This is a genomic window from Amycolatopsis sp. NPDC028719 (assembly GCF_055565395.1).
In genome coordinates this window covers 286,806-302,055 of record NZ_JBVHUL010000007.1, presented here as the reverse complement: position 1 = coordinate 302,055, position 15,250 = coordinate 286,806, and the positions used below count along the sequence as shown (strand labels likewise).

Annotated in this window: 17 protein-coding genes; 12 read left to right on the top strand and 5 right to left on the bottom strand. The window is 69.8% G+C overall.

What is annotated here, in order from left to right; translation table 11 throughout:
- Positions 1-122: 122 nt before the first annotated feature.
- Positions 123-1,859, top strand: coding sequence for a BCCT family transporter (locus tag ACZ4TR_RS32065; RefSeq protein WP_465291227.1), 1,737 nt, complete (start codon positions 123-125; stop codon positions 1,857-1,859).
- A gap of 60 nt (positions 1,860-1,919) precedes the next feature.
- Here the strand turns inward: ACZ4TR_RS32065 and ACZ4TR_RS32060 are convergent, their stop codons facing one another.
- Complete coding sequence (locus ACZ4TR_RS32060; protein WP_465291225.1) at positions 1,920-2,159, bottom strand: hypothetical protein; 240 nt, start codon at positions 2,157-2,159, stop codon at positions 1,920-1,922.
- Positions 2,160-2,240: 81 nt separating this feature from the next.
- On the bottom strand, positions 2,241-3,158 hold the full coding sequence (locus ACZ4TR_RS32055; protein ID WP_465291223.1) for an NADP-dependent oxidoreductase: 918 nt from the start codon (positions 3,156-3,158) through the stop codon (positions 2,241-2,243).
- A 122-nt stretch (positions 3,159-3,280) separates the two neighbouring features.
- Between ACZ4TR_RS32055 and ACZ4TR_RS32050 the strand changes: the two genes are divergently transcribed.
- From ACZ4TR_RS32050 to ACZ4TR_RS32040, 3 genes are all read left to right on the top strand, one after another.
- Positions 3,281-3,934, top strand: a complete 654-nt coding sequence (locus ACZ4TR_RS32050) for a TetR/AcrR family transcriptional regulator (RefSeq protein WP_465291221.1) — start codon at positions 3,281-3,283, stop codon at positions 3,932-3,934.
- Positions 3,935-4,058: 124 nt separating this feature from the next.
- On the top strand, positions 4,059-4,619 hold the full coding sequence (locus ACZ4TR_RS32045; RefSeq protein ID WP_465291220.1) for a TetR/AcrR family transcriptional regulator: 561 nt from the start codon (positions 4,059-4,061) through the stop codon (positions 4,617-4,619).
- A complete protein-coding gene (locus tag ACZ4TR_RS32040) occupies positions 4,616-5,341 on the top strand; it encodes an SDR family NAD(P)-dependent oxidoreductase (RefSeq protein WP_465291219.1) in 726 nt (241 codons plus the stop codon). Before ACZ4TR_RS32045 ends, ACZ4TR_RS32040 begins: the two co-directional genes overlap by 4 nt.
- A gap of 49 nt (positions 5,342-5,390) precedes the next feature.
- Here ACZ4TR_RS32040 and ACZ4TR_RS32035 read toward each other — a convergent pair whose 3' ends face one another.
- Positions 5,391-5,996: a TetR/AcrR family transcriptional regulator C-terminal ligand-binding domain-containing protein gene (locus ACZ4TR_RS32035; RefSeq protein WP_465291217.1), complete on the bottom strand. Its 606-nt coding sequence runs from the start codon at positions 5,994-5,996 to the stop codon at positions 5,391-5,393.
- A 62-nt stretch (positions 5,997-6,058) separates the two neighbouring features.
- Between ACZ4TR_RS32035 and ACZ4TR_RS32030 the strand changes: the two genes are divergently transcribed.
- Positions 6,059-7,060 (top strand): amidohydrolase family protein, encoded by a 1,002-nt coding sequence (locus ACZ4TR_RS32030; RefSeq protein ID WP_465291215.1) that lies wholly within the window; start codon positions 6,059-6,061, stop codon positions 7,058-7,060.
- 176 nt (positions 7,061-7,236) lie between these two features.
- Here the strand turns inward: ACZ4TR_RS32030 and ACZ4TR_RS32025 are convergent, their stop codons facing one another.
- Positions 7,237-8,169 carry a LysR family transcriptional regulator gene (locus ACZ4TR_RS32025; RefSeq protein WP_465291214.1) on the bottom strand — a complete coding sequence of 311 codons (933 nt, stop codon included), beginning with the start codon at positions 8,167-8,169 and terminating at the stop codon, positions 7,237-7,239.
- Between the two features lie 119 nt (positions 8,170-8,288).
- Between ACZ4TR_RS32025 and ACZ4TR_RS32020 the strand changes: the two genes are divergently transcribed.
- From ACZ4TR_RS32020 to ACZ4TR_RS31990, 7 genes are all read left to right on the top strand, one after another.
- A complete protein-coding gene (locus tag ACZ4TR_RS32020; protein WP_465291212.1) occupies positions 8,289-9,140 on the top strand; it encodes an HTD2 family dehydratase in 852 nt (283 codons plus the stop codon).
- Positions 9,133-10,290, top strand: a complete 1,158-nt coding sequence (locus ACZ4TR_RS32015) for an acyl-CoA dehydrogenase family protein (RefSeq protein WP_465291210.1) — start codon at positions 9,133-9,135, stop codon at positions 10,288-10,290. Before ACZ4TR_RS32020 ends, ACZ4TR_RS32015 begins: the two co-directional genes overlap by 8 nt.
- A complete protein-coding gene (locus ACZ4TR_RS32010) occupies positions 10,287-11,429 on the top strand; it encodes a CaiB/BaiF CoA transferase family protein (RefSeq protein ID WP_465291209.1) in 1,143 nt (380 codons plus the stop codon). The genes ACZ4TR_RS32015 and ACZ4TR_RS32010 overlap by 4 nt, the downstream gene beginning before the upstream one ends.
- Positions 11,430-11,452: 23 nt before the next feature.
- Complete coding sequence (locus ACZ4TR_RS32005; RefSeq protein ID WP_465291207.1) at positions 11,453-12,256, top strand: HpcH/HpaI aldolase/citrate lyase family protein; 804 nt, start codon at positions 11,453-11,455, stop codon at positions 12,254-12,256.
- Between the two features lie 95 nt (positions 12,257-12,351).
- On the top strand, positions 12,352-12,759 hold the full coding sequence (locus ACZ4TR_RS32000) for a carboxymuconolactone decarboxylase family protein (RefSeq protein WP_465291206.1): 408 nt from the start codon (positions 12,352-12,354) through the stop codon (positions 12,757-12,759).
- Positions 12,760-12,789: 30 nt separating this feature from the next.
- A complete protein-coding gene (locus ACZ4TR_RS31995; RefSeq protein ID WP_465291204.1) occupies positions 12,790-13,713 on the top strand; it encodes an NAD(P)-dependent oxidoreductase in 924 nt (307 codons plus the stop codon).
- Positions 13,714-13,736: 23 nt separating this feature from the next.
- Entirely contained in the window at positions 13,737-14,414 is a 678-nt protein-coding gene (locus tag ACZ4TR_RS31990; RefSeq protein ID WP_465291202.1) for a GntR family transcriptional regulator, read from the top strand.
- A gap of 42 nt (positions 14,415-14,456) precedes the next feature.
- Here ACZ4TR_RS31990 and ACZ4TR_RS31985 read toward each other — a convergent pair whose 3' ends face one another.
- Entirely contained in the window at positions 14,457-15,242 is a 786-nt protein-coding gene (locus tag ACZ4TR_RS31985; protein WP_465291200.1) for an alpha/beta fold hydrolase, read from the bottom strand.
- Positions 15,243-15,250 lie beyond the last annotated feature (8 nt).

The window sequence follows — 15,250 nt, the reverse complement described above, 5'->3', positions numbered from 1 at the left end:
GCTTCAAACCCGGATGTCCGCATTTTCTGCCGCGCACCCCGTTTCTGGTTAGGGTGCCGGGTAGGACAAACGGCTCAACTCGGGCGGAAGGAGATCGTGCGCCACTGGCGCGCGCCTGAACCATGACTTCGCAGGACGGCAGGCAAGCGGAAGAAGAGGAGGTGACGTCCGCCGCGACGGACGTCGCCAACGCCCCGGACACCACCGGTCCCGGGCACTCGCCCGACGAGCACGTTCCCCTCGACGTCGCGGCCGACCGCCCGGCCGCCACCGACCGCGTCGTGTTCGGGGTCGCGGCCGTGCTCGCGGTCGCCATCATCGGCTGGGGCGTCCTCTCCCCGGCGAGCCTCGCCGGTGTCGCCTCGACCGTGCTGAACAACGCCGTGATCCCGTACGGCGGCTGGGCCTTCGTGCTCACCGCCAGCGGGTTCGTCCTCTTCGCGGTGTGCCTGGCCATCAGCCGCTACGGCCGGATCCCGCTGGGCCAGGACAAGGAGCTGCCCGAGTTCCGGACGTCGTCGTGGATCGCGATGATGTTCAGTGCCGGGATGGGCATCGGGCTGATGTTCTTCGGTGTCTACGAACCGGTTTCGCACCTGGCCAGCCCGCCGCCGGGGACCGCGGCCCCGAACTCCGACGAAGCCGTCCACACCGCGATGGCGACCACGTTGTTCCACTGGACCGTGCACCCGTGGGCCATCTACGCGGTCGTCGGCCTCGCCATCGCCTACAGCACCTTCCGCAAGGGCCGGACCCAGCTCATCAGCTCGGTGTTCGCGCCGCTGCTCGGGACCCGGCGCACCGAGGGGCCGCTGGGCAAGGCGATCGACGTCATGGCGATCTTCGCCACGCTGTTCGGTTCGGCCGCGTCGCTCGGCCTCGGCGCGCTGCAGGTCGGCGGCGGCATGGGCGCCGTCGGCTGGATCGACGACCCGGGCAAGGGCCTGCTGGTGGCGATCATCGCGATCCTCACCGTCGCGTTCATCGCGTCGGCGGTTTCCGGGGTGGCCAAGGGCATCCAGTGGCTGTCCAACATCAACATGGTGCTCGCCGCGGTGCTCGCGGTGTTCGTGCTGGTGGTCGGGCCGACCGTGCTGATCCTCAACATCGTGCCCGGCGCGATCGGGGACTACTTCCGCGAGTTCGCCGAGATGTCCGGCCGCACCGGCATGACCGGCGGCGAGCAGATGCAGACGTGGCTCAGTGGCTGGACGGTCTTCTACTGGGCGTGGTGGATCTCGTGGACGCCGTTCGTCGGCATGTTCATCGCCCGCATCTCGCGCGGCCGCACCATCCGGCAGTTCATCTTCGGCGTCATCGCCATCCCGAGCATCGTGAGCCTGCTGTGGTTCGCGATCTTCGGCGGCGCGGCGATCAGCAGGCAGCGCGCCGGAACGGACATCGCGGGCGCGGGCAGCGCGCAGTCGGCGACGTTCGAGCTGCTGGAGACCCTGCCGTGGTTCGTGCCGATCGCGATACTGGTGATGCTGCTGGTGTCGATCTTCTTCGTCTCCGGCGCGGACGCCGCCTCGGTGGTGATGGGCACGCTGTCCCAGCGCGGCAGCGTGCACCCCAAGAAGAGCGTGGTGATCTTCTGGGGTGTGCTGATGGGCGCGGTCGCGGCGGTCATGCTGCTGGCCGGCGGCAACGAGGCGCTGACCGGCCTGCAGAACCTCACGATCCTGATCGCGGTGCCGTTCCTGTTCGTGATGGTCGGGCTGTGCCTGTCGGTCTGGAAGGACCTGCGGCACGACCCGCTGATGCAGCAGGAGGACGCGATGATGCGCTCGTTGAAGGAACTGCACGACGAACGCAACGCCGGCCGCCGTCGCCGCCTCGGCCACAAGCACCGTCCCTGACCGGCCCGGTGGCGGCCCCTTCACCCGGGCCGCCACCGGCTGACGGGTCGGACCATCCCCTCATCCAGCCGGCTCTCCGCTCTTCACGTTCTTGATCTCGAGACGGGAGCCCGCATGCAGCCCTGAGTTCACGAAGCAGCTCAGGGCCAGCGCCCCCAGGACCATCGCCGCCCACGCCGGCCAGCCGGCCGCGGTCGAGAAGAACAGGTAGATCTGCACGACGGCCGTGCCGGCGAAGATGAGGGCCAGCACCAGCCACCCGAACCGGCTCGGTGTGACGACGATTTCACGCTGTGGCATGGGCAGCTCCTCGCTCAGGAGCTGAGTCGCTCACCACCGCCCCGAGGTTACAGCCGGTGTGCGCTTTCGAACTGCCTACGTTCAGGGGCGCACGCGGATGACGGTCTTGCCTTTGCGTCGCTCGGCCGGGTTCAGCGCGGGGACAGCATCATCGAGGGTCGCGATCGTTCCGATGTGCGTGCGAAGGCGCCCGTCCCGCACCCGGTCGACGATCTCCACCAGCTGACCCGGGACGGACTCGACGACGAAGTCGATCGCGAGGCCGTCGGCAGGGGGAGCCTCGACGGGCCCGACCACCGACACCAACGTCCCACCGGGACGGACGATGCTCGCCGAGCGCCGCTGGACGTCACCGCCGATGACGTCGAAGACCAGGTCGACCCCGCCGATGCCGTCGAGATCGTCGTGGTCGAGGTCGAGGAACTCGTTCGCGCCGAAGTCGAGCGCCGCCTGGCGGTCCGCCGCTCGCCCGGTCCCGATGACGTAGGCGCCGAACTCCCGGGCGAGCTGCGTCACCACGGACCCGACCGCGCCGGCGGCGCCGTGGGCGAGGACAGTCTGCCCCGACCGGAGACGACCGTGCTGGACCAGGCCCTGCCACGCGGTCAGCCCGGAGATCGGCAGGCTCGCACCCACCGTGAAGTCGACGTTGCCCGGCAGCGGCGCGAGGTTGCGCGCCTCCACGGCCACGTACTCCGCCAGGGTTCCGTCGCGATGCCAGTCGGTGATCCCGAAGACCCGCTGGCCCAGCGAGAGCCCTGTCGTGCCGTAGCCGAGCGAGGAGACCACCCCGGCGAACTCGTGGCCGATGATCGCCTGAGCTCGATCGTGTCCGGAGCGGTCCACCCACGTCGAGGGCCACTCCCACTCCGCGGGGACGAAGCCCGACGCATGGACTTCGACGACGACGTCGTTGATCCCCGGCGTCGGCTCGGGACGCTGCACGAGCGTGATCCCGGCTGCTTCCGCGGCCTGGTCCGTCGCGACGATTGCCTTCATGAGTGCCTCCGCATGTCTCTTGGTCACGGCCCTGCGGCCATTTTGGGCTAACTAGCCCACTTCCGGCAGTCAACACGGCGCAGACTGGGCTGTCAAGCCCACTTTGCGGTACCGTGCGACGCATGGACGTCACAACGGAAGCCCGGACACCGCAGAAGCTCACGGGCAAGGGGCAGGCGACCCGAGCCCGCATCCTCGAGCACGCCGCGGAGCTCATCTACGCCAAAGGCGTCCACGCGACGAACAACGAGCAGCTCCGCCGCGCCGCCGGCGTCAGCGGGTCGCAGCTCAACCACTACTTCCCGACCAAGGAAAGCCTCGTCCTGGCGGTCATCGAGTGGCAGGCCGAGCGCGTCCTGACGTTCCATCGCAGCGCACGGTTCGCCCACTTCGACAGCCTCGACTCGCTTCGGGAATGGGCGGGCCACTACATCGCCTACGAGCGCTCCTACCAGGAAGGCTGCACCCTCGGCTCGCTCGCCGGCGAGATCATCAAGACCGACCTGGACGTTCGCACCGAACTCGCGAAGGCGTTCGAGCAATGGAGGGACGTCTTCCGAGACGGCCTCGCGCGGATGCAGGGCCTCGGCCGCATCAGCGCCGAGGCCGATCCCACCCGGCTGGCCCATCTCCTGCTCTCCGCCTTCCAGGGCGGCATGCTCCTCGCCCAGGTCGCCCGCGAGATCACCCCGGTGAAAGACGCTCTGCTGGCAGCCATCGACCACGTGGAGACCTTCGCGGTACTCCCCGCTGCCGGCGTCCCCGAAGATCGATAGCCGCAGCGGTGCCGACGGCGAGGTGCGCGAGCTCGCCGCGGCGGTGAACCGCGCAGACGCCGCCCTTGACGCGGAATGAACGTTCATTCATGCTAGGAGAAGCCGTCGTGATGGGATCCGAGCCATGGTCAAGATGACCGAACAGCGCATGACCGGCCGCCGTGACGCGATCATCGCGGCCGCCCAGGAACTTTTCGCCCGCAACGGCTTCGCCGAGACCTCCATGGCCGACATCGTCCGGGCCTCCGGCGTCGCGACAGGTACGGTCTACCGCTACTTCGACAACAAGGAAGCCATCGTCATGGCGGCGACCGAGCGGGTGATGGGCATCAGTCTCGTGGCACAGGATGCGCCGGCACTCACGCTGAGGGACGCGATCGGCGCCATGGTCGCCGCGGCCTCCGACGAGCACCGCGGCGGGCTGAGCAATCAGGTCTGGGCCAAGGCCGTGGGGGCACCGGCGCTCCAGGCGATGATCGCCGAGCGGCACGCCCGGGTGTGCGCGACGCTGGCCCGGTTGATCGAAGGGACCGTCTCGGGCGAGCCCGGCGCGGAAGCACTGCAGCGCGCCGAGGTCGTGCTCTGCGCCGTGAGCGGCCTGCAGCAACGCATGGCCGTCGGCTTGAAAGTGGACGTCGAAGGGTTCACGGCGGCACTGATTTCGTTGGCTGAGGAGAGCGAATGAGCACGATCGCCATCGTCGGTGCGGGTCCGCAACTGGGGCACGCGATCGGGCGCCGGTTCATCACCGAAGGGTTCGACGTGGCACTGATCGCGCGCACCCGGTCCACGCTCGACGGCGTCGCGGCGAGCCTGTCAGGTCACGGCTCCAAGGTCGAGGCCTTCCCGGCGGACATCACCGATCGGCCCGCCCTGCGGACGGCCCTGGCCGCCGCGGAGGAGCGGCTCGGCCCGATCGACGTGGTCGAGTACTCACCCGCCCCGACTCCGGCCGACCTGCGCGCGGCACCGATGGTGGGGGCCATCGACATCACCGTCGACTCCGTCCTGGCGCAGCTGGACCTCTACCTGCTCGGCGGCATCGCGACGATTCAGCAGGTCCTGCCCGGCCTGCTGCAGCGCCGCACCGGCACGATCCTGGTCACCAGTGGTGCGGGCTCCGGACCCATCATCGCCCCGCACGTGGCGAACATCCAGATCGCCACCGGCGGCCTGCGCAACTACGTGCTCAACCTGCACGCCGCGCTCGAAGGCACCGGGGTGTACGCCGCCCACGTGGCGATCGCGGCCTTCATCGGCCAGGGCGGCCCCGCCTCCCACCCGGACACGCTGGCGGATGCGTACTGGCAGCTCCACGTCGAGCGGAAACTGCCCGAGCTCGTTGTCCACGACCTGCCCGACGACTATCTGGAGCAGGGCGTGGCCGACAAGTTCCGGGCGGGCTGACGCGACCGCAGCCGGGGTCGTCCGCCCGGTCGCGGTCCTGAGCCCACCCTCAATCCGTACCGGACAAGGCACGCAGATTCGCCACCAGTGTGTCCGCGAAGGCTTCGTCCAGTACTCCCTCGGGCAGCAGCAGGCGCGCGTAACAGGCACCCCACAGCTGATCGACCAGCACCTCGACATCCACCGACGCCGGCAGCTGCCCGCGTCGCTGGCCGACGCGCAGCAGTTCCGCGGCTCCTTCGCGGCGGGGCCGGGTGTAGCTGCCGGAAATCTCGCCGGCCAGCGCCGGGTCGTGCTGGGCGGAGCCGAGCAACCCGGCGACCATCGCGCCGAGGCGGGGCTCGGACAGGTCGGCCACGAACCCCCGCAGGTGGGTGCGCAGGTCGGTCCACAGGTCGCCGGTCGACTCGGGGCGCAGTGAGTCCGCGTAGGTGTCCTCGAACGCGGCGAGCGCCAGCGAGGCGGGCGAGCGGAACCACTTGTACAGCGTCATCCGGCTCACCCCGGCGCGGCGCGCCACCTTGTCGAAAGTGACCTCGGAGACGCCGTTCTCGACCAGCACGACCGCCGCCGTTTCGAGGATGCGGCGGCGCACCTCGGCCGACGGCGGACGGCCCCGTCCGCGTTTGGCCGGTTCGGTGTCGTTGCGCGCCATGGCACAGAAGCCTAACATCGAATTAGTGGACAACCTGTCCAATAATTCGACCAGGAGACCCCATGCGAATCATCACGCTGGAAGAGCACTTCTCCGACCCCGCCCTCACCGCCGCGAGCACCCCGGTGATGCGTGAACTCGGGCCCGGCTTCGTGCGTGCCTACTCGGCCGCCGAGGGCAATGCCACCGCCGCCACCGCGGCGCCGGCGGAACAACTCGAAGAACTCGGCGAAGCCCGGATCGCGGACATGGACCGGCACGGCATCACCATGCAGGTCCTTTCCGGACTGTGGGGGCAGCAGGCACCGGCCGACGTCGCACCCGAACTGGCCCGCCACACCAACGACACCGCTGCCGCCGCGGTCGCCGCGTACCCCGGCCGGTTCGCCGCTTTCGCCACGCTGGGCACCGCCGCGCCCGGAGCCGCGGCGCGGGAGCTGGCCCGGTGCGTGTCCGAACTGGGGTTCGTCGGCACCCTGATCACCGGACGGACCGAAGGCGAATTCCTCGACGCCCCGCGGTTCGCCCCGGTGCTGGCCGCCGCGGCCCGGCTGCAAGCGCCGATCTACCTCCACCCCGGCCTCCCGCCGCGAGCGGTCACCGATGCCTCCTACGGTGGCCTCGATCCGGTGGTCACCGCACGCTTCCAAGCCGCCGCCTGGGGCTGGCACGTGGAAACCGCGACGCACTTCGTGCACCTCGTGCTGTCCGGGGTGTTCGACCGGCATCCGGAACTGCAGGTGATCCTCGGGCACTGGGGCGAGATGATCCCGTTCTACCTGGACCGGCTCGACGACCAGCTGCCCACGCGGATCACCGGCCTGGACCGCTCCTTCGCCGAGTACTTCCGGGAGAACGCGTACATCACGCCGTCAGGCATGTTCAGTCAGGCACAGCTGCGGTTCTGCCTCGAGACGATCGGCGCGGACCGGATCCTCCATTCGGTCGACTACCCGTTCGTCGGAAACGACGGGGCGGCCGCGTTCCTCGCCGAATCCGGACTGTCCACCGAGGACCAGCACCGCATCGCACACGGTAACGCGGAAAAACTGCTCGGCGTGTGACTGTCCACAGTGTCCCCATGGCCGTGGTTGTCCGCGACGAACGATATCCGGCCAGGGCGATCTCGTAGCTACGGTTCTGCCGTTCGACCGTCCGGTGTGGATCCCGGTGGCCTTTGCGCTCGGCCGGGGATCTCCGCGACGCCCCTGACCCGACGCCACGACGGCCACTCACGCGGTCAGCGGGCGAGCAGCTGCGCCGAGGGCCACGCGCCGTCCGCGACGGCCGCGCGGATGATCCGGGCCAGTTCGGTCGCGACCGCCTCGACGGCTGGTGGTGTCCGGCCGGTCCGCGGCAAGCCGAGGCCGATGGTCCGCGGAATCTCGGGGTTCCGCAGTGGAGCCGCGCTCAACGTTCCTTCGGCCAAGTCCGTCGCGACGCCGGAGGCAGGCAGGACGGTCCAGCCGCGTCCGGCCTTGACCAGGACCTTCTGCAGTTCCATGGAGTTCGCCTGCACGACCGTGTTGGGCTCGACTCCCGCGGACAGGCGTGCCTGGTCGAACAGGATCCGCAATCCGTGGCCGGGCACCGGGACGATGAACGGCTGCAGCAGCGCGTCGCCGACGTCGACCGGCTGGTCGGGACGCAGTCCGGCATCCGGCGGCCCCACCACCCACAACCGGTCCCGCAGCAGCGGGAGGACGCGCACCGCGGGGGTGTCGTCGAGGTTGTACACCAGGGACAGATCGAGCTCTCCGGTGTCGAGCCATTCGCGCAGGTGGCCGGAGTACGCCGTCGAGATGCGCAGGTCGATCCGCGGGTACTTCTCCGCGACGACCGCGACCAACGGCGGGACCAGCAGGTCGATGGCGCCGCCCAGGACGCCGACGTGGGCGATGCCCGTCACGGCGCCGCGCACCGGGCTGATCTCCGCGCGGGCCCGCTCGATCTCACCCAACGCCCGGCGCGCCCGTTCCACCAGCCTCGCGCCGGCCGCTGTCGGGCGCATGCCCTGCCGGGAGCGGTCGAACAGCGGTACGCCGAGTTCTTCTTCAAGGCCGAGGATCTGGCGCGTGACAGCGGACTGCACGAGGTGCAGGAGTTGCGCGGCCTTGGTGACGCTGCCCGTCTCCGCCACGGTCACGACCGCGGTCAGCTGCTTGAAATCCATCTTCCGTCCTCCCCATGTCGCCTCGGCATACGGTAATGAAATCTTGTCATTCGACTTCAAGCAACATGCTCGTTCAAGATGGATTCACGGCGCGATCGTGGCGATGGAGGAACGTGGCGATGACAGTGGAGACGAACTGGCAAGACTGGATCGGGACCACCCGTTCCAGCACGACTGTGCTCGACCCCGGACCGGCGAACGGGCTGGCGGTCACGCTCGACCGCGCGCCGCAGTTCAAAGCCGGTGACCCTCTTCCGCCCGCGTGGCACTGGCTGTACTTCCACGACACGGTTCGCGCGTCGCAGCTCGGCGCCGACGGGCACCCCGCGCTCGGTGTCACGATGCCGCCGGTGCCGTTGTCCCGGCGCATGTGGGCAGGCGGCGACCTCGCGTTCCACTCCCCTGTCCCGCTCGGCGCCACGACGACGAAGATCTCGACCATCCGCGCGATCTCGGAGAAACGGGGCCGCACCGGCCCGCTGTACTTCGTCGACGTCGCCCACGAGATCAGGGTGGCCGGCCGGACGGCGATCACCGAGACGCAAACCATCGTGTACCGGGAACCGCCGACCGGGCCGGCCGGGCACGAAGGGCCGTCTGCGCCGGGCGACGCGGAGTTCAGCGAGACCTGGCAGCTCGACAGCACCGCGCTGTTCCGGTACTCCGCGCTCACGTTCAACGGCCACCGCATCCACTACGACGCCGACTACTGCCGGGCCGTCGAGGGCTACCCGAACCCGGTGGTTCACGGGCCGCTGCTGGCCACGTTGCTGCTGGACCTGACCGTCCGCCGGCACCGGCCCCCCGCCTCGTTCCGCTACCGTGCCCGCTCCCCGCTGTTCCTGCCGGAGGCGTTCACCGTCAACGGGCGGCGCGACGGGGAGATGACGTCGCTCTGGGCCGCCTCCGCAGACGGCCGGCTCGCGATGGAAGCCGAAGCTCTCGACCGGAAGGACTCCTCCGATGCCTGAACTGACCGCGGACGAAGCCGAGCTCGCCGCTCTGGTGCGCACTTGGGTGGACCGGGAAGTCCGGCCCGTGGTGCGCGAGCTGGAGCACGCCGACACCTACCCCGGACGGCTCATCGAGCAGATGAAGGAGATGGGCGTCTACGGGCTGGCCATTCCCCAGCCCTGGGGCGAGGTCGCGGTCAGCACGTCCTGCTACGCCGCCGTGACCACCGAACTCGCCCGCGGCTGGATGAGCCTGGCCGGCGCGATGGGCGGCCATACCGTCGTCGCGAAACTGATCCTCGAGCACGGCACGCGCGAGCAGCAGGACCGTTATCTGCCGAAGATGGCGACCGGCGAGATCCGCGCCACCATGGCGCTCACCGAGCCGGGTGGCGGATCCGACCTGCAGGCCATCCGCACCGCCGCGCGCGCCGACGGCGACGACTACGTCGTCAACGGCACCAAGACCTGGATCTCCAACGCCCGCCACTCCCAGCTGGTCGCCTTGTTGTGCCGCACCGACCCCGGTGCGCGCCCGGCCCACCGCGGCATCAGCATCCTGCTGGTCGAGAAGGGCCCGGGGTTCGAGGTTTCCCGCGATCTGCCCAAGCTCGGCTACAAGGGCGTCGAGTCCTGCGAGCTGTCCTTCGCCGACTTCCGTGTCCCCCGCGCCGCCCTGCTGGGCGGGCAGGAAGGCCGCGGCTTCGCCCAGATGATGCGGGGCCTGGAGATCGGTCGGATCCAGGTGGCCTGCCGCGCACTCGGCGTCGGTCAGGCCGCGCTCGACGACGCCCTCCGCTACGCGCAGGAGCGCGAGGCGTTCGGGAAACCGATCTGGGAGCACCAGTCGATCGGCAACTATCTCGCCGACATGGCCACCGAGCTGGAGGCCGCCCGCCAGCTCGCCTTCCACGCCGCCCGCACCTACGACTCCGGGCAACGTGCCGACCTGGAAGCGGGCATGGCCAAGCTGTTCGCCTCCGAAACCGCGATGAAGATCGCCCTCAACGCGGTCCGGATCCACGGTGGCTACGGCTACTCCACCGAGTTCGACGTCGAACGCTACTTCCGCGACGCCCCCCTGATGATCGTCGGCGAAGGAACCAACGAGATCCAGCGCACCGTGATCGCCCGCCAGCTCATCCAGCGGAACAAGGTCGTCTCGTGACCGCGCTCCCCCTCGACGGCGTCACCGTGGTCGCCCTGGAACAAGCCGTCGCCGCGCCGTTCGCCACCCGCCAGCTCGCCGACCTCGGTGCCCGGGTCCTCAAGATCGAACGCCCCGGCACGGGCGACTTCGCCCGCGCCTACGACCACACCGTCCACGGCGAGGCGAGCTACTTCGTGTGGCTCAACCGCGGCAAGGAAAGCATCGAGCTGGACCTCAAGAACCCCGCCGACCGCACCCTGCTGGGCCGCATGATCGACCACGCTGACGTGGTGGTGCAGAACCTCGTGCCCGGCGCGGTCGATCGGCTCGGTCTCGACGCCGACACGCTCCGCGCGACGCGCCCGGGGCTGATCTACTGCTCCATCTCCGGCTACGGCAGCGAAGGCCCGTACCGGGCGAAGAAGGCCTACGACCTGCTCGTGCAGTGCGAGACCGGCTTGGTGTCGGTGACCGGGACGCCGGACGAGCACGCCAAGGCCGGCGTCTCGATCGCCGACATCGCCACCGGGATGTACGCCTACAGCGGCATCCTGACCGCGCTGTACGAGCGAAGCCGCAGCGGCACCGGCAGCACCATCACCGTCGCGATGCTCGACGCACTCGGCGAATGGATGATGCAGCCCGCCTACTACTCCGTCTACGGCCGGCGCGCGAACGTGCGCACCGGCGCGCGGCACGCGTCCATCGCGCCCTACGGCCCGTACCGCGCCGGCGACGGCTCGACGGTCTTCCTCGGCGTCCAGAGCGACCGCGAATGGGCGACCCTCTGCGCCGAGGTGCTCCGGCAGCCCGGACTCGCCGTCGACCCGCGGTTCGTGACCAACACCGACCGCGTGCTGCACAACGAGGCGATCACCCCGCTGATCGAGGCCGCGTTCACGCAGCTGACCGCCGACGAAGCCGTTGCCTTGCTCGACGAAGCCGGCATCGCGTCGGCGCGAGTCCGGACGCCCGCGGAGTTCTTCGAGCACCCGCAGCTCACAGCCCGCGACCGCGGGCGGGAGATCAAGACCACCGGCGGCACCGTCCGGGCGCTCCTGCCGCCGGTGACGGTGCGCGGCCGCGAAGCCCGGATGGGCCCTGTCCCCGCACTCGGCGAACACACCGAAGCCCTGCGCGCCGAGTTCGGCGCCTGAACACACTGCAGAGGAGACCGGCGATGGCGGCACCTGCCCTCGAAACGGCCCGGACGTTCCTCTTCGTCCCCGCGGACCGACCTGACCGGTTCGGCAAAGCGGTCGCCGCCGGAGCCGACGTGGTGATCATCGATCTCGAAGACGCGGTCGCACCGGAGAGCAAGGTCCACGCCCGAGCCGGGGTGACGCGGTGGCTGGCCGGCGGAGGACGCGCCGCGGTGCGGATCAACGGCCGGACCACGCCGTGGCACGACGACGACGCAGCCGCGGTCAGCACGGCGACGGCGGTGGTCGTCCCGAAAGCGGAGTCGGCGGAGGACGTCGCGGCCTGCCACGACAACGGCGCCGTCGCGATCATCCCCATCATCGAAACCCCCCGCGGTTTGCTGGCCGCCGGTGAGATCTGCCGCGCCCCGGGCGTGGTCAGGGTCGCCTTCGGCAACGTCGACTTCGCCGCCGAGCTGGGCGTCGACCCGGCCTCCCACGCGGCACTGGCCGCCGCACGGTCGCAGCTCGTCCACGCCTCGGCGGCGGCGTGCTGCGCGCCGCCGATCGACGGCGTCACGACGGCTTTCGACGACCCCGAGTCCCTGGCCCTCGACGCACGACACGCCCGCGAGCTGGGGTTCGGCGCGAAGCTGCTCATCCACCCCGCACAGATCAAGCGCACCGCCGAGATCTTCGCCCCGTCGGCGAAGGACGTCGCATGGGCGCGCGGCGTGCTGGCATCTCCGAACTCGGGCGTCAGTGTCCACAACGGACAGATGATCGACGACCCGGTCCGGCGGCGTGCTCGGCGCATCCTTGCCGCTGCCGAGCTCACCTGATCGATAGCACGGCGGGCTCCGGCGCTTCGGCGACCCACGGGTTGACTAACCGTATTACAGTATTATGGTTAGGGCATCGACGACCGGAGGACCAGATGACCACCACTGATCACGATCCGCAGACCTACATCGACGACATGGCGCGCAAACGGGGCTACGTCCTCGACTACCACAAGGTGATGGCCAAGCAGGACTTCGATGTGCTGCAGGCCGCCAACAGGCTGGTCAGCGCCGCGTACCTCGACCAGCGCACGCTGGACCGCAAGACGAAGGAGCTCATCTTCATCGTCAGCCTCACGGTGATGCGTGCCACGAAGGGGCACATCCAGAGCCACATCAAGGTCGCCCTCGAACTCGGTGTCACGCCCCGCGAGATCCTCGAAGCGATCGAGATTTCTTTGCCCGAAGCGGGGATCGTCGCGTTCCAGGCCGGTTTCGAGGCCTGGCGCGAGGTCGTCGGCGCGGACGGCCTCGAGCCGACCGTCGCCGCCTTCCAGGGCTGACCCGCCGGACATCCACGAAGGGAAGTGGTCATGGCAGCCGCCGTCACCTTCATCGGCCTGGGCACGATGGGACAGCCGATGGTCCGCAACCTCGCGCGATCCGCGCCGGTCGCGGTCCACGACGCCGACCGTGCCGCGCTCGACGCGGCCACCCGGGACGCGGGGGTGACGGCGTTGCCCGGCCTCCTCGACGGAGCCGATGCCGACGTCGTGATCCTCATGCTGCCCGACAGCACCGTGGTCGAGCGGGTGCTCGGCGATCCCGGAAACCCGCGAAGCTTCGCCGGCCGGTTGAGACCCGGCACGCTGGTGGTGGACATGGGATCGTCCGCGCCCCGGGCGACCCAGGAACTGGCCGGGCGACTGAAAAAGGGCGACGTCGCGATGGTGGACGCCCCCGTTTCCGGCGGCCCGCGCAAGGCCGCGACGGCCGAACTGACGATCATGGCGGGCGGCTCGGCCGAAGACTACGAACGGGTCCTGCCGATCCTGCGCGCGATGGGGACGTCCGTGACGCACGTCGGCCCCGTCGGGGCCGCGCACGCGCTGAAGGCGCTCAACAACCTCTTGTCGGCCATCGGCCTGGTCGGGGCGCTGGAGGTGCTCACCGCGGGCGCCAAGTTCGGCCTGGACCCACGGATCATGCTCGACGTCGTCAACCGGTCCACCGGCCGCAACCAGTCGACGGAGGTCAAGATCGGGCCGGAAGTGCTGGACGGGCGGTTCCAGGTCGGCTTCTCGCTTCGGTTGACCGTCAAGGACATCACCACCGCGCTGGATCTGTCGACCTCGCTCGGGCTGGCGCCGGAGGTGTCGCGGGCCTGTGTCCGGTTCTGCCGTGAAGCGCTCGCCGACCTGGGCGAGGGGAACCCGGACCAGTCCGAGATCGCCCGCTACCTGGCCAAGGTGACCGGCGTCGACCTGACGGGTCATACTACAGTGATACCGTCTTAGACCCAGGACGAGGAGGCGGCCGCGTGACAGGACAAAGAGTGCAGCGCGTGGCCGCTCCCTTGCGGGCGCAGGTCCTCGAAGCGCTCCGGCAGGACATCCTGGCCGCGGAGTTCAAGCCGGGTGAGCGACTGGTCGAATCCCGGTTGTGCGCGCGGTACGAGGTTTCCCGCACCGTCGTCCGCGAAGTCCTGCGGCAGCTCGACTCCGAAGGCCTGGTGACCACGGTGCCCAACCGGGGGCCGGTCGTCACCGAGCTGACCACCGGCGACGCCGAAGCGCTGTTCGAGGTGCGCGGCGCGCTCGAAGGCCTGGCCGGAGCCCTGTTCGCCGAGCGAGCCACCACCGAACAGCGTGAGCTGATGGGCAAGGTCGTCCGGCGCTACGCCAGGACGCACCGCAAGGCGGATCTGGCCGAGCGGCTGGAGATGAAGGACGAGTTCTACGACGTCCTCATCGACGGCGCGGCGAACCCGATCATCGCTTCGACACTGCGCGGCATCCACGCCCGCGTGCAGCTGCTGCGTGGCCTGTCCATGCAGGCCGAAGGCCGCGGGCCGGAAACCGTCCGCGAGCTGACCGCCATCCACGACGCCGCGGCCGTCCGCGGTGACGCCGCCGCCGCTCGTGAGGCGTGCGAGGACCACGTCCGCAACGCCGCGACCACCGCACTGCGCGAACTCGCCGCACGGCAGTCCGGCTGAGCGGGCCCCGGCCGCCGAGGGGACGACCGGGACCCGGGAGTCCTAGGCGGACATCTCGGTGGCCAGCAGCGCCGCCGTGGCTTCAGGCGATTCGACGTGGAAATGGTGGCTTCCCAGCTCGATCGTCTCGATCCGCACGCGATCGCCGTAGCGGTCGATGGCTTCCTGGGTGATGATCGCGCGCACGGCGAACACCACGATCGGCTGGGTCGTCTCGCGCAGCGCGGCGTCCATGTCCCAGCTCACCAGTCCTTCGAGGGCGGACAAGCCCGCCGGCTGACGTACGGCGCTCATCTTCTCGATGTAGGCGTCCACCAGCGCGGGATCGGTGCCGGGCGGTGAGCCCGCCTCGACCATGCCCCGCATCGCCCCGGCGAAGTCCTCACGGAAGGGGTGCAGCAACGCCTCGGCCGCGTGTTCGTCCTGCGCGGGGAACAACGACAGGTAGTGCAGGGCATCGAGCGCAACTATGCGGGTGACCACCCCGGGCAGCAGCCTGCCGGTTTCGACCGCGACCGCCCCGCCCAGCGAATGCCCGACGACGACGCACGAACCGACCGACTCGGCTTCGAGGACGGCCGCCACGTCGCGGGCGAATTCCTCCATCGTCCAGACGTCGCGGGTGGACCGCGAGTCTCCGTGCTCGGCGAGGTCGACCGCCAGCACGCGGAGATGTCGCGGGAGGAAGCCGATGATCGCGTCGAAGTCGCGGCGGTCGCAGCCCCAGCCGTGGACGAGTGCCATGACCGGCCCGTCGGCCGGGCCGGTGGCCGTGTAGTGGATCGTCGTGCCGTCGGGGCGGACGACTTCGCGGTTCTTTTTGTTCACAATCGTTC

Coding starts and splice junctions, on each gene's coding strand:
- ACZ4TR_RS32065 (WP_465291227.1), top strand. CDS start 123: ATGACTTCGCAGGACGGCAGGCAAGCGGAAGAAGAGGAGGTGACGTCC.
- ACZ4TR_RS32060 (WP_465291225.1), bottom strand. CDS start 2,159: ATGCCACAGCGTGAAATCGTCGTCACACCGAGCCGGTTCGGGTGGCTG.
- ACZ4TR_RS32055 (WP_465291223.1), bottom strand. CDS start 3,158: ATGAAGGCAATCGTCGCGACGGACCAGGCCGCGGAAGCAGCCGGGATC.
- ACZ4TR_RS32050 (WP_465291221.1), top strand. CDS start 3,281: ATGGACGTCACAACGGAAGCCCGGACACCGCAGAAGCTCACGGGCAAG.
- ACZ4TR_RS32045 (WP_465291220.1), top strand. CDS start 4,059: ATGGTCAAGATGACCGAACAGCGCATGACCGGCCGCCGTGACGCGATC.
- ACZ4TR_RS32040 (WP_465291219.1), top strand. CDS start 4,616: ATGAGCACGATCGCCATCGTCGGTGCGGGTCCGCAACTGGGGCACGCG.
- ACZ4TR_RS32035 (WP_465291217.1), bottom strand. CDS start 5,996: ATGGCGCGCAACGACACCGAACCGGCCAAACGCGGACGGGGCCGTCCG.
- ACZ4TR_RS32030 (WP_465291215.1), top strand. CDS start 6,059: ATGCGAATCATCACGCTGGAAGAGCACTTCTCCGACCCCGCCCTCACC.
- ACZ4TR_RS32025 (WP_465291214.1), bottom strand. CDS start 8,169: ATGGATTTCAAGCAGCTGACCGCGGTCGTGACCGTGGCGGAGACGGGC.
- ACZ4TR_RS32020 (WP_465291212.1), top strand. CDS start 8,289: ATGACAGTGGAGACGAACTGGCAAGACTGGATCGGGACCACCCGTTCC.
- ACZ4TR_RS32015 (WP_465291210.1), top strand. CDS start 9,133: ATGCCTGAACTGACCGCGGACGAAGCCGAGCTCGCCGCTCTGGTGCGC.
- ACZ4TR_RS32005 (WP_465291207.1), top strand. CDS start 11,453: ATGGCGGCACCTGCCCTCGAAACGGCCCGGACGTTCCTCTTCGTCCCC.
- ACZ4TR_RS32000 (WP_465291206.1), top strand. CDS start 12,352: ATGACCACCACTGATCACGATCCGCAGACCTACATCGACGACATGGCG.
- ACZ4TR_RS31995 (WP_465291204.1), top strand. CDS start 12,790: ATGGCAGCCGCCGTCACCTTCATCGGCCTGGGCACGATGGGACAGCCG.